The sequence below is a fragment of the Mycobacterium sp. C31M genome (assembly GCF_053345865.1).
The window spans coordinates 137221-150195 of the sequence record NZ_JBKFAX010000004.1; the positions used below are offsets into that span (position 1 = coordinate 137221).

Annotated in this window: 12 protein-coding genes; all 12 read left to right on the forward strand. The window is 65.2% G+C overall.

Annotated elements, in window-relative coordinates:
* The first annotated feature begins 12 nt into the window (after positions 1-12).
* The 12 genes from ACLBYA_RS07735 to ACLBYA_RS07790 all read left to right on the forward strand — a co-directional run bounded on the left by ACLBYA_RS07735 (position 13) and on the right by ACLBYA_RS07790 (position 12885).
* Entirely contained in the window at positions 13-1011 is a 999-nt protein-coding gene (locus tag ACLBYA_RS07735) for an aldo/keto reductase (protein ID WP_447708795.1), read from the forward strand.
* A 342-nt stretch (positions 1012-1353) separates the two neighbouring features.
* On the forward strand, positions 1354-1566 hold the full coding sequence (locus tag ACLBYA_RS07740; RefSeq protein ID WP_447708796.1) for a hypothetical protein: 213 nt from the start codon (positions 1354-1356) through the stop codon (positions 1564-1566).
* A 363-nt stretch (positions 1567-1929) separates the two neighbouring features.
* Positions 1930-3738 (forward strand): flavin-containing monooxygenase, encoded by a 1809-nt coding sequence (locus tag ACLBYA_RS07745; protein ID WP_447708797.1) that lies wholly within the window; start codon positions 1930-1932, stop codon positions 3736-3738.
* A 58-nt stretch (positions 3739-3796) separates the two neighbouring features.
* Positions 3797-4252 carry a YybH family protein gene (locus tag ACLBYA_RS07750; protein WP_447708798.1) on the forward strand — a complete coding sequence of 152 codons (456 nt, stop codon included), beginning with the start codon at positions 3797-3799 and terminating at the stop codon, positions 4250-4252.
* A gap of 167 nt (positions 4253-4419) precedes the next feature.
* The gene (locus ACLBYA_RS07755; RefSeq protein WP_447708799.1) at positions 4420-5583 is read left to right on the forward strand and encodes an acetyl-CoA acetyltransferase; all 1164 of its coding nucleotides are present in this window, start codon (positions 4420-4422) and stop codon (positions 5581-5583) included.
* 10 nt (positions 5584-5593) lie between these two features.
* A complete protein-coding gene (locus ACLBYA_RS07760) occupies positions 5594-6004 on the forward strand; it encodes a Zn-ribbon domain-containing OB-fold protein (protein ID WP_447708800.1) in 411 nt (136 codons plus the stop codon).
* Positions 6005-6030: 26 nt separating this feature from the next.
* Positions 6031-8205, forward strand: a complete 2175-nt coding sequence (locus ACLBYA_RS07765) for an acetate--CoA ligase family protein (protein ID WP_447708801.1) — start codon at positions 6031-6033, stop codon at positions 8203-8205.
* Entirely contained in the window at positions 8202-9071 is an 870-nt protein-coding gene (locus tag ACLBYA_RS07770) for a MaoC/PaaZ C-terminal domain-containing protein (protein WP_447708802.1), read from the forward strand. Before ACLBYA_RS07765 ends, ACLBYA_RS07770 begins: the two co-directional genes overlap by 4 nt.
* The gene (locus ACLBYA_RS07775; protein ID WP_447708803.1) at positions 9071-10246 is read left to right on the forward strand and encodes an acyl-CoA dehydrogenase family protein; all 1176 of its coding nucleotides are present in this window, start codon (positions 9071-9073) and stop codon (positions 10244-10246) included. Before ACLBYA_RS07770 ends, ACLBYA_RS07775 begins: the two co-directional genes overlap by 1 nt.
* 1 nt (position 10247) lies before the next feature.
* Entirely contained in the window at positions 10248-11366 is a 1119-nt protein-coding gene (locus tag ACLBYA_RS07780) for an acyl-CoA dehydrogenase family protein (protein ID WP_447708804.1), read from the forward strand.
* An 8-nt stretch (positions 11367-11374) separates the two neighbouring features.
* Complete coding sequence (gene fabG, locus ACLBYA_RS07785) at positions 11375-12130, forward strand: 3-oxoacyl-ACP reductase FabG (RefSeq protein ID WP_447708805.1); 756 nt, start codon at positions 11375-11377, stop codon at positions 12128-12130.
* Entirely contained in the window at positions 12127-12885 is a 759-nt protein-coding gene (locus ACLBYA_RS07790) for an SDR family oxidoreductase (protein WP_447708806.1), read from the forward strand. The genes fabG and ACLBYA_RS07790 overlap by 4 nt, the downstream gene beginning before the upstream one ends.
* Positions 12886-12975 lie beyond the last annotated feature (90 nt).

Below are 12975 nucleotides of genomic sequence, written 5' to 3' on the forward strand. Positions count from 1 at the left end.
GTGGAGAGACAGTTGGGATTCCGCACAATCGGTACTGGCGTTGCAGCACTCGAGGTTTCTACCATCGGGTACGGCTGCATGGGCCTCGATTGCGCGTGGGGCCCGCCGATGTCGCCCGCCGACGCCGTCGCCGTGGTGCGCCAGGCCTTTGATCGCGGCGTCATGTTCTTCGACACCGCGGAGGCATACGGCCAGGGAAGCAACGAGCTCATCGTCGGACGCGCCCTTGAGTCGGTGCGTGACGACGTGGTGATATCCACCAAGTTCGGCTATGCCGGTGGACGGCCGGCGGACGGAACCGACAGCAGGCCCGCGAGCATCCGGCGGGCCGTCGAGCGGTCGCTCGGGCGCCTCCGTACCGATCACATCGACCTGCTCTTCCAACACCGAATCGATCCGGCAGTCCCGATCGAGGACGTCGCCGGGGCAGTGCGGGAGCTCATCGAAGAAGGCAAGGTGCGCCACTTCGGGCTCTGCGAGGTCGGTGTCGCCACGATCCGCCGCGCGCACGCAATCCAACCGGTGACTGCGCTGCAGAGCGAGTACTCGTTGTGGTGGCGCGAGCCGGAAGCACAAATCATCCCGACGCTCGATGAGCTCGGGATCGGTCTCGTGCCGTTCAGTCCGTTGGGCAAGGGTTTTCTGACGGGCACAATCACCGCCGGCACCGTCTTCGCTGATGGTGATGCCCGCGCCGATCCGGGTGCGTACCCTCGCTTCACCGAGGACAACCGGCGCGCGAACCAGCTGTTCGTCGAACTCATCCGCCAGGTAGCCGACGAGTTCCACGCGACGCCCGCCCAGGTAGCGTTGGCCTGGATTCTCGCGAAGAGCCCGACGTATGTGCCGATTCCGGGCACCACCAAGCTGCAACGTCTCGGTGAGAACCTGGCCGCTACGGATCTCGTCCTGACCGCAGAACACGTCGGGCGACTCGATGCAGGGGCGGGTGAAATACAGGTCGCCGGCGACCGCTACAGCGCACGGCTGCAGCAGCTCATCGATCGCTGATGCTGCAAGAAGTCATATGAGATATCCACCGGGTCCGCCATTCCGGACTGGAGCAGGGTTGGATCCGCCTGGACTATTTGCTCGGCTGTCCTGCTGGCCGGCACCGAACCGGACCAGTCCAGCACAGTAACGCGGTTGGTTATCGCCCACCGCCCATCGCGGCGACTGAACGCATCCAGGTAGTGCTCACAATAGAGCGTATCCAGCGAGCCCCCGTCGGCAGGCTCTTCCGAGCGCGAACGACACGTCTCTACGCGAGCGGAGCCGCCATCGAGTTCGATCTGCATATTTGGTGACGTAGTGCGATGTCTTGGCGCGCGGGCTGCGAGAGTTCTCGGTGTAGTGAGTTCGAACAAAGTCGCCAGCAGATCCTCCAGAAGCATTGCGGCCCAAAGTCGCACCTTCGTGATGGCAGCTCAGGGCGAGGCCGCGATCTCGGCTGTCGGCGGCTCGGGCGCGGCGATGGATGACGTCAGAAATTTTCTGACGGTCGACGATCCGGCGCAGAGTCGCCTCGGTGGGGTTGACCACGGCGTGCCTTTCTCGGTGTTGTAGGGACCAGGTGTGCGAGGAAGCGCGCTCCGTCGGCCCGATCAGGTGCGAGATCGTGGAATGAAGCGGCGATTCGTCGAGGACTTGTCAACACACCGCCCGGCACGTCCAAAGAATCCTTGTCCCACATAAAATATTATGTACACTGAGAACGGCAGTGCGTCCGGTTTGCCGAAAACGGCATGTAGAAGCGTTTGAACATCGATAGAGTGATCTATCGACGTCGAGTACGGGATCGAGGATGCCGAAGTTGAATTGGTGCCGCGGCCATCGCCGGTCCGCAGCCTCCCGTGCCACGGCCGGTCTCCCGAAAAGCTAACGACCCCTTGGGCCAACGACGGCCAGGACAGGATCGGAGAACTCAAGATGAATCTTGACGAAGTCCGCGAGAAGTATCGCGCCGAGCGGGACAAGCGTATCCGCGCGGACGGGGATGCCCAGTATCTGGAGACTGGGGGCGAGTTCGCGCACTTCGCCAACGACGATCCGTATGCGTCGGAGCCACCGCCACGGGAACCGCTGAACGACGAGATCGACGTCGTGGTCATCGGCGGCGGATTCAGCGGCATGCAGATGGCAGCCCGGCTGTTGGAACGCGGCGTCGACAACATCCGAATCATCGAAGCCGCCGCCGACTTCGGCGGGACGTGGTACTGGAACCGCTATCCGGGAGCGCAGTGCGACATCGAGTCGTATATGTACCTGCCGCTGCTGGAGGAGACCGGGTACATACCCAAGGAGAAGTACTCCTACGCTCCGGAGATTTTCGAGCACGCACAGCGTATTGCGAAGCACTACGGGCTCTACGACCACGTGTGCTTCCAGACCCGCGTGAAGGAAATGCACTGGGACGAGTCGAGCCTGCGGTGGATCGTCACGACCGACCGCGGCGATGCCATGCGCTCCCGCTTCGTCGTAGTCTCCACCGGCCCGGTGAGCCGGCCCAAGCTGCCGAACATCCCGGGGATCAACGACTTCAAGGGACATAGTTTCCACACCAGCCGGTGGGACTTCAGCTACACCGGCGGCGACCACAACGGCAACCTCGAGAAGCTCGCCGACCAACGGGTGGCGATCATCGGTACCGGTGCGACCGCCATCCAGTGCGTGCCGCACGTCGGCGCGTCAGCCAAGGAACTGCTGGTGTTCCAGCGGACCCCGTCGTCCGTCGACTGGCGTCGCAACAAGCCCACCGATCCGGAATGGGCGGCCTCGTTGCAGCCGGGCTGGCAACGTAAGCGGCGGGAGAACTTCGACAGCATCGCCGTCGGGGAGCCGGTCGAAGAGGACCTGGTCGACGACGGTTGGACCGAGATGTTCAAGGAGCTGAACCTCTCGGCCATCGCTCCGGTCGGTGTGGCGCGCGACTTCAAACCCACTCCCGAGATGCTGGCTCAGCTGGCCGAGATGGCCGAGATGGCCGACCTGAAAGAGATGACCAAGATCCGGTCTCGCATTGACCAGGTCATCGAGGACCCGAATATCGCGGAGGCATTGAAGCCGTGGTATCGCCGGTTGTGCAAGCGGCCCTGTTTCAACGACGGCTACCTCGAAACGTTCAACCGGCCCAACGTGAAGCTCATCGACGTCGCGGCCTCCCACGGCGTCGAGCGCATCACGGAGAAGGGGCTGGTCGCCAACGGCCAGGAGTACGAGGTCGACGCCATCATCTGGGCGACCGGCTTCGAGGTCACGACGCCGTTGCGCCGACGGATCGATTTCGACATCGTCGGCGAGGGCGGGCAGTCGCTCTTCGATTACTGGTCGGACGGATTCAAGACCCTGCACGGGCACTCCAGTCGGGGCTTCCCCAACTGGTTCTACATCGGCCTCGGTCAGAACGGGCTGTCGTTGAACATGACGGCGGTCTTCAATGACCAGGCGGTCCACATCGCCTACATCATCGACGAAGTCCGCAATCGTGGTGCGCGCGCGGTGCAGCCGACCAAGGAAGCCGAAGAGGCCTGGGTCGCCGAGATCCGTTCGCTCGCGCTCGGAACCACCGCGTTCTTCGAGCAGTGCACGCCCGGCTACTACAACGGCGAAGGCAACACCGAGCACCTGGTCAGCTCCGCCTTCACCGAGTCCTATGCCCCGGGCATCAACGCGTTCAACAACCTGCTTGCCAAGTGGCGTGCCGGCGGGGACCTGGACGGCCTGGAACTGACCTCCTGATCCCAGTGCCGTTTCTGCCGACCGCCTTATCTCAAGTCCCGAGCGTAAAGGAAATGCCATGACGACGACTTACGACGCTGCCAAATCGACTGGGCCCAAAGAGGAAGTCGAGCGGATCGCCGAGATCGAGCGCATCCTCATCGAGGCCAGGAGCACCGAAGAGGCCATACCGTATTTCACCGACGATCACGTCCGTTTCACGTTCATCACTCCGACCCAGTTTGTGGGCATCGAGGCGGTTCGGGACTACTTCGATCAGCAGTTCGGCTCGATCAAAGACATCGAGTCGAAGTTCATCACCCCGCCGGTCATCACGGTCGACGGGAATCTGGCGTTTTCCTACTGTTTGCAGCAGTACGACTGGACGAATCCTGACGGTTCGCTATGGGCCTGTGTCCAGCGTGTCAGTGACACCCTTCGCAAGGAGGGCGGCGAATGGAAGGTGTTCCACACCCACGTCTCTTCGCCGATGAACCCGGCGACCGGTCAGATCGAGATGTCATTGGTGGAGTGAGTGCCACGTAGGCGCCGCGCGAGGACATCGCGCCGACGTTCTGGCGCTACCGGGCATCATATATAATGTATACTTAGTGTGGATCGGACATGCTCGTCCCCGGCGCGTGCCCGACACACTGACCGCTGCAGCATGCACGTTCGTTCGGGGAGCGTAAAGGTGGGAACTTGTCTCGGACCGCTGTCATCGTCGGGGTAGCCGACCACGAGCTGGACCGTGGCCGCCTCACCCCGGCGACAAGCGTGCTCTCAGCCCAGGCCCGTGTCGCTCGGGCCGCGCTGGCCGAGGCCGGACTCGGTTTCGGTGATGTGGATGGGCTACTGACGTCGGGAATGTGGGGTATTCCTGGTCCGGGGCAGCTGCCGACGCTCACCTTGGCCGAATTCTTCGGCATACAACCGCGTTTCAGTAACAGCAGTAACATCGGCGGCTCGGTGTTCGAGTCGTTCGTCCCGGCTGCCGCCCGTGCGATCGAGAAGGGTGACTGCGAGGTCGCCCTCATCGTCTTCGGCAGCACGCAACGCAGCGACCGCGGGCGGGTCCTCGGACGACGTGAACCGATCCTCACGACGCAGTATGAGACGCCATGGGGTCTGCCACTTCCGGTCGGTGCTTATGCACTCTGCGCCATGCGCCATATGCACGAATATGGCACGCGCCGTGAAGATCTCGCGCAGATTGCGGTGGAAACCCGTCGCTGGGCCCAGCTCAATCCCGCGGCCACCAGTCGGGACCCGCTGACCATCGACGATGTGCTCACCAGCACCGAGCTCTGCGATCCGTTGCGGGTCCTCGACTGCTGCCTGGTCACCGACGGTGCCGGGGCTATCGTGATGACCACAGAGGAGCATGCCCGCGCGGCTGGTGTCACGCCCATCTACCTTCGTGGCCACGGCGAATACCAGAGCCACTGGACCGTCGGCGCGATGCCGGATCTGACGGTGGCACCTGCAAAGCACAGTGCGGCTGCGGCGCTGCAGATGGCATCGGTCGGGGTAGATCAGGTCGATGTGATCGAGCTATACGACTCCTTCACCATCACGGTGCTCATGACCCTGGAAGCCCTCGGGCTCTTCGAGCCCGGGGAAGGGGGAGCGTGGTTGGCGGCGGGCAACATGGGTCCGGGCGGCGCGCATCCGGTGAACACGGCAGGCGGCGGGCTCTCGCACGCCCACCCTGGGATGTATGGCATCTTCCTGCTCATCGAGGCGGTTCGGCAGTTGCGGGGTGAGGCTGGTGACCGTCAGGTACCCGCCGCGAGGACCGCGCTGGTGAACGGCACCGGTGGCGCGATGTCCAGTGCCGCAACGTGCATTCTGGCGACGAGTTAGGGAAGGCCACGTGACTCGACCACTGCCCACAGTCGACCCTGACAGCGCACCCTTCTGGGAGGCGATCGCACGTCGGGAACTCCTATTGCCCTACTGCCCGGCCTGCGATGCGGCGTTTTTCTATCCGCGGCCGCACTGTCCGACATGCTTCGGCGACGAACTGAGCTGGCGGCCGTATCCCGGCACCGGGGTCGTCCATTCGTACACGGTCGTCCGCAGGGCGCCGGGCCCGGCGTTCGCTCCTCTCGTGCCGTACGTCGTCGCCCTGCTCGATCTCGATGGGGGCGCCCGCATGATGGGAAACGTCGTCGTCGATGACCCGGATGACATGCGGATCGGTGCGGCGGTGGTGCTCGATTTCACCGTCGTCGAGCGCGAGGACGGCGAGGTCGTGCTGCCGCTCTTCCGTCTCGCACCGTGACACCCAATCGACCTGGAGGCATACCGATGAAGACACCCGCACGGCCGCTGGGAGAGCACTCGATGGCGGAATTCTTCAGCCCGCGCAGCATTGCGGTGGTCGGCGCGTCCGACACGTCCGGTTGGTCGAACAACGTCGTGCAGAACAACCGCATCGCCGGTTTCACCGGTGAACTGGTGGGTGTCCACCCCCGGCACAAGACCGTGTTCGGCGCGCCGGCGGTGCCCAGTCTGCGCGACCTCGACCATGACGTGGATCTCGCTTTCATCATCGTCGGAACCAACTCGGTGGAGGCTGTCGTCGACGACGCCATCGAAGCGAAGATCCGCAACATCGTGGTGGTCTCAGCCGGGTTCCGGGAAAGCGGTGACGACGGCCGGGTTCTGCAGGACCGGTTGGCCACCAAGGTCGACGAAAACGGTCTGACCATGCTCGGACCGAACTGCATCGGGTTCGTCAACGCCCACAGCCGGGTCGCACCGTTGGGCGCGGCGATGCCACCCGCCCCATTCACCGCCGGCCCGGTCGCAGTGGTCACCCAGAGCGGCTCGCTGGCCGGTGCCGTGCTGCGTTTCATGCGCGGCCAGGCCGTTGGGCTCAGCTTGCTGGCCACCCTGGGCAATGAGGCGACGACGAGTGCCGTCGACGTCATCAACCACCTCATCACTGATGACCAGACCCGGGTCATCGCGCTGTTCCTCGAAGAGATCAGTGACGCGGCCGCTTTCGCCGACGCGGCACGCCGGGCGGCAGAGGCCGGTAAGCCGATCGTTGCGCTCAAGGCCGGCTCCAGCCCGCTGGGCCAGGAGATCGCGCTCGCGCATACCGGGGCGATCGCCGGTGATGACGCCGTGGTCAATGCGTTCCTCGAGGCCAACGCCGTCGTGCGGGTGCGTTCGTTGGAGGAGTTGGTGTCCACGGCAGCGCTGCTCGCCTATCACCCTGCGCCGCGCGGCCGCCGGCTCGGCGTGTTCACCTTCTCCGGTGGAGCCTGCGACCTCATCGCCGACCGTGCCGACGAGTTGGGCCTGCAGCTTCCCCAATTCGGGGACGACACGGCGTCGGAGATGCGGACGGTGCTCCCCGACGGGGTGACCATCCGAAATCCGTTGGATGTCACCGGTGTAGGACTCGCACGTCGCGGCGATTCGGCCCTGACACCCGTGGATCGTGCCGTTCAGGCCGGCACCCATGATCCGAACCTGGACGTGATGATCTCCGTCGACGTCCCCCCGCCGAACAATGCACCGGCCGACCCCGAGGTGGCGCGGTTGGGGCAGGATCGGCTGGACGCGTTGGTCGCGGCCAAGGCGGAATCGCCGGTGCCGATCGTCTTCACCTCGATGACGTGCTGCGACCTCGGTCCGTACGGTCACGAACTGTTGAGCTCCCGTGGACTGGTGATGATGCCCAGCATCGATCTGACCATGTCGGCCATCGATGGAGCCGCGCGCTGGCACGTGGCGCGCGAACGCCTGCAAAGTCGGTCAGCGCTGTCCCCGGCCGATCCGCCGGTCGGGGCCGTCGATGTGAAGTCCGGGGTCTGGTCGGAGGCAGAAGGACGAGACCTGTTGGAGCAGCTCGGGTTCCCGGTGGTACCGGGCCGCCTGGTACACACCGCGGCGGAAGCTGTCGCCGTAGCGCAAGAACTCGGGGATGCGGTGGCGATGAAGCTGTGCTCGGCAGCGATAGCCCACAAGTCCGACATCGGTGGAGTCGCACTCGGGCTGCGCGAGCCCGAGGAGATCGCCGCGGCGTTCGACCGGCTCACGGCGACCGGGCGTGCGGCGCTCGACGGTGGCGAACTCGACGGAATCCTGGTGACAGCGATGCGCTCGGGCGGAGTCGAGTTGCTCGTCGGCGTATCGTCCGACCCGGTGTTCGGACCGGTGCTGACCGTCGGCTTCGGCGGTGTGTGGGTGGAGATCCTGCGCGACGCGAGCACCCGGATCTTGCCGGTCACCGCGGTCGAGATCAAAGAGATGCTCATGGGTCTTCGCGGCTCCCGGCTGCTCACCGGGGCGCGCGGTGCCCGACCGGTCGATCTCGACCGCCTGGCCGAGACGCTGGTGCGTCTGAACGAGGTGCCCGCCGCCCTAGGTGATCGATTTGCGTTCGAGATCAATCCGGTGTGGGTGAACGGCGACCGTTTTGAGGCACTCGACGTGCTCGTTGTGGGCCAACAGGATTCGGGACGATGACACTGGACCTCGATGCTGTCGGGCGGACCGGTCCGGAAACGGTCCATGAATGGACCAGCAAGGACGCGATGCTGTATGCGCTGGGCGTCGGTGCGGGTCAGGATCCGGGAGGCGAGCTCGAATACACCACAGAGCTGGCACCCGCAGGGCAGCGTGTGCTACCGACCATGGCGATCGCGATCGCGATGGCCGGCAGCGAACGACCGGACTTCGGCGACGTCGACCGCACCAAGCTCGTCCATGCCGAACAATCGGTCACGATCCACGAAGAACTCCGGCCGAACGGGCGGGTGCGATTGCAGACCACGATCACCGGCATCCGCGACAAGCGGACCGGGGCGCTGATCTCGTGGCGTACCACCGGCCGCGACGCGTCGACCGGACAGCCTCTCTTCACGACCGAGGCCTCCGGCTTTCTGCGTGGCGCCGGCGGGTTCGGGGGCGACCCGGGCCCGTCGACGAAGGTGCTCTTTCCGGAGCGTCCCGCGGACGACACGATCACCATGTGCCTCCGTCCAGAGCAGGCACTCCTGTACCGACTGTCGGGTGATCGAAACCCGCTGCATGCCGACCCGGAGTTCGCCGCGCGCGGCGGATACGACCGACCGATCCTGCACGGGCTGTGTACCCTCGGCTTCGCCGCCCGGGCGCTGTTGGGGCGCCGCAGTGAGCCGAAACCTCGGTTGCACTCGCTGAGCGTCAGGTTCACTCAGGTGCTCTACCCGGGCGACGAGATCTGCGTGCACGTCTGGGACTGCGGGCCGGACGAGGTCCTGTTCCGCGTGCTGGCCAAGAACGGCGCGGCGGTAATCGACAATGGCTCGGCGGCGTTTCTGCCGTCGGCAGCGCAGGAAGGTGATCGATAGTGTCGCTTCAGCTCTCCGATGCAGACGAGGCGTTCCGCACCCGGATGCGCACGTTCTTCACCGAGCAGATCCCGACTGAGTTGCGAGTCGCAATCGCGGACGGCCGAGCTCCTTCTGCCGAGGACATCGTGGCCACGCAGCGGATCACCAACGCGGCAGGGCTGGCTGTCCCACACTGGCCGGAGCGCTGGGGCGGCCAGGACTGGACACCGCTGCAGCACCACATCTGGCAGCACGAGATGAACCTGGCCTGTGTTGCGCCGCCACTGTCGTCGAACACCAATCTGGTCGGCCCTGTGCTTGCCGAGTTCGGTAGTGACGAGCAGAAGGAGCGGTTCCTGCCGGCCGTCGCCAACCTCGATATCTGGTTCTGCCAAGGGTTTTCTGAGCCCGAGGCGGGCTCTGATCTGGCTTCGCTGCGCACTGCGGCGGTGCGCTCCGGGGACAAGTTCATCGTCAACGGGCAGAAGTTGTGGACGACCAATGCCCATCACGCGGATTGGATCTTCTGCCTGGTGCGGACCGACCCGTCGGCCTCCCGCCCGCAGCGCGGCATCTCCTTCTTGCTCATCGACCTGAAGACGCCGGGGATCACGATCCGCCCTATCTACCTGATCGACGGTGCTCACGAGGTCAACGAAGTCTTCTTCGAAGATGTCGAGGTGCCTGCCGAGAACCTGGTGGGCGAACTCAACAAGGGCTGGCAGTACGCCAAGTTCCTGCTCGGCAACGAGCGATCTCGCAGCATCCCGGTCGGAATGACCAGACGCCAACTGGCCCGAGCGAAGGCCCATGCTGCGCGGACGACCCGGGCCGGAAAGCCGCTGCTGACGCAGCGATGGGTGGCAGAGCGGATCGCGTTGATCGAGAACGAACTTGTCGCGGTCGAGATCACGGCTTTGCGTTCGAGTGCGAATTCGCACGGAGGCGAACCCGACCCGGCCTCATCGGTGCTCAAGCTGCGCATGTCCGAGCTCCAGCAGGAAGTGACCGAGTTGCTGGTCGACCTGGCGGGCCCGAACTCGGTTGCCGCTCATCCAGAGAGTGAGTCCGACATCGCGGCCTGGGTGCGCCATGCCGCCGCCGATCACATCAACTATCGGAAGACGACGATCTACGGCGGCGCGAGCGAGATCCAACGAACAATCATCGCCAAATCGATCCTAGGACTGTGAGATGCACGTCGACCTAGCCTTCAGCGAAGAGCAAGTTCTGCTCCAGTCCAGCGTTCGCAAGCTGCTCAGCCAGGGTGGTGATTTCGTCTGGTCCAGTGCGTCCGACTTCGACGCGGCATTGTGGACCGAACTGGCCGAGCTGGGTGTGTTCGATTTCGCGATCGACGGCATCGCCGACAGCGATGACGGCGGCGTTCGCGAAGCCATGATCGTCCTGCACGAGCTCGGCCGGTCGATGGCGCGGGTGCCGTATCTGGAGGTTGCTGTCCTGGCCCGGGCGCTGATCGAAGAATGCGCCGCACCGGAGCACAAGTCCCAGCTGCTCGGCGGGATCGCCTCGGGAGAGCAGATTCTGGTCCCGGCGTTCGCGGAGCCCGACGACGGGACCCTTTCGGCGAGCCCGGCCACGGTGGCCCGTGAGGAAGGCGGCCGGTGGATCGTTTCGGGCGTCAAGGAACCGGTGGCCTACGGCGCGGCCGCGACACGGCTGCTGGTCACCGCATCGGTCGGCGGTGAGGCCAGGTTGTTGCTGGTCGATCCGCGGGATGCGGCCGTCGAGGTGAGCGCCTACCCCGCGGTCGATTACTCGCCGACCGCCAGGGTCGTGTTCGGTGACGCACCCGCCGAGTTACTGGACGTTGCTGCGCCGCTCCACGACCGGCTCAGCAGGATCGAAGCGATCGTCCAGACCGCGGCCAGTGCGCAGGCGGTGGGCGTCATGGAACGCGCGCTCGAACTGACCGTCGACCACCTCAAGGCGCGTCGACAGTTCGGCCGCCCGCTCGGGGACTTCCAGGCCCTCGCGCATCGCGCTGCGGACATGTACATGGCGATCGAGTTGGCGCGTAGCGCGGCACTGTATGCCACGTTGGCATTGGCGGGACTCGTGTCCGACCCGCTTGCCGCTGCCGGCGCCAAATTGCGGGCCGGTCATGCCGGGCGCTTCGTCGGCCAACACGCGATCCAGCTGCACGGCGGCATCGGTGTGACGCGCGAGCACGCGATCGCGCACTACGTCGCCCGACTCATCTCGCTGGATGTCTCGTTCGGGACGTCACAGGAGATGCTCGACCTGTTGGCAGGTCGCATCGACCAATACGAGCTGCGGCGAATTGTCTAGGAGGACATGTGAATAGTCAACGAGTATCCCTGGTGACCGGCAGTGCTCAGGGAATCGGCGCGGCGATCGCCCGCAAGCTCGCCGAGGGCGGTTGCGCGGTCGTGCTCGCCGATCTGGCTGTCGACAAAGCACAGGATGTCGCGCAGTCCATCGTCAACTCCGGCGGCAAGGCCATCGCCGTGCGGTGCGACGTGTCGAATCGCGAGGACGCCGAAGCGGCCGTACAGGCGGCGGTCGACAACTACGGCAGCCTGGACATCCTGGTCAGCAACGCCGGCGTCACGCGCGACAACCTCATTCACAAGATGACCGACGATGACTGGGACCTCGTCATCGCGACTCACCTCACCGGCGGCTTCTACATGGCCCGCGCCGCGCAGCGGGTCATGGTCAAGAACCGGTATGGCAAGATCGTCTTCATCTCTTCGGGGTCTGCGGCCGGAAACCGTGGGCAGGCAAACTATTCGGCCGCCAAGGCCGGTTTGCAGGGCATGGCGCGCACGCTTGCCCTGGAGTTGGGCCCGTTCGGTATCAACGTCAACTGTGTCTCCCCGGGGCACATCGACACCGAGATGACCCGTGCGGTCGCCGCGCGACTTGGCCTGGAATACGAGGACGTCGCGAAGGACAAGATCGCGGCCAATTCGATCAAGCGGGTCGGGGTACCGGATGACATTGCCAACGCGGTTCGGTACCTCGTCTCCGACGAGGCAGGATATGTGACCGGCCAGGTGGTCAACGTGCACGGACGCCCGTCGCTGTGAATCTCGGTATTGCCGGCCGCCGCGCACTCATCACCTGCGCGAGTTCGGGTCTCGGCCTTGCCTGCGCGAAAGCCCTTGCCGCCGAAGAGGTCGACCTGGTGCTGTTTGCGCGGAACGCGGACGGGCTGGAGCGCGCCAAGAGCGAGTTGGAGATCGGCAAGCACGCTCGCATCGATCTGGTGACCGGCGACATGAGCGCCAAGGCGGATGTCGCCGCACTGGCCCGGTCGGTACGGGCCGGCGGGGGAGCGGACATCCTGGTGCTGAACACACCGCGACCGCCGAGCCCGATGCGGGAGTTCCTCGACGAGGACGACGATGAGCGGTGGCAGGACGCCTACCGCGATCAACTGCAGGCCGCGCTGCTCGTGTTGCGGCACTGCGCGCCTCTGTTGGTCGGCTCCGGGTGGGGCCGGGTCGTGGCGATCACCTCGGCCAGCGTCAAGCAGCCGATGCCACGGCACGCGCTGTCGACGGTCTTTCGGGCCGGAGTGCAGGCGTCAGTCAAACATCTGGCCCAGGAACTCGGACCGTCCGGGGTCACCGTCAACGCGGTGGCGCCGGCCACCGTGGTGACGCCGACGTTCGGGACCTATCACGATCTGGAGGCCCGAGTCGCCGGTACCTTGGTCAAGCGGGCCGGTCGCCCGGAGGAGGTGGCCGCCGCGGTTGCCTTCCTGGCGTCGGACCTCGCGGGCTTCATCACCGGCCAAGTGCTCCAGCTGGACGGTGGGCAGACGGCGTCTCTCGTCTGAGTTCACTCTCGGGGCGTGGCGATCAACGTCCTCGGCCAGGGAAATCTGCAGGCACTGCCTCGGGCTCGATGCTCTGCGAGGACTCCGGTC

Excerpts from the sequence above, each read along its gene's own strand:
- ACLBYA_RS07780 (WP_447708804.1), top strand. The coding sequence starts at position 10,248 with ATGCACGTCGACCTAGCCTTCAGCGAAGAGCAAGTTCTGCTCCAGTCC.
- ACLBYA_RS07745 (WP_447708797.1), top strand. The coding sequence starts at position 1,930 with ATGAATCTTGACGAAGTCCGCGAGAAGTATCGCGCCGAGCGGGACAAG.
- ACLBYA_RS07765 (WP_447708801.1), top strand. The coding sequence starts at position 6,031 with ATGAAGACACCCGCACGGCCGCTGGGAGAGCACTCGATGGCGGAATTC.
- ACLBYA_RS07770 (WP_447708802.1), top strand. The coding sequence starts at position 8,202 with ATGACACTGGACCTCGATGCTGTCGGGCGGACCGGTCCGGAAACGGTC.
- ACLBYA_RS07750 (WP_447708798.1), top strand. The coding sequence starts at position 3,797 with ATGACGACGACTTACGACGCTGCCAAATCGACTGGGCCCAAAGAGGAA.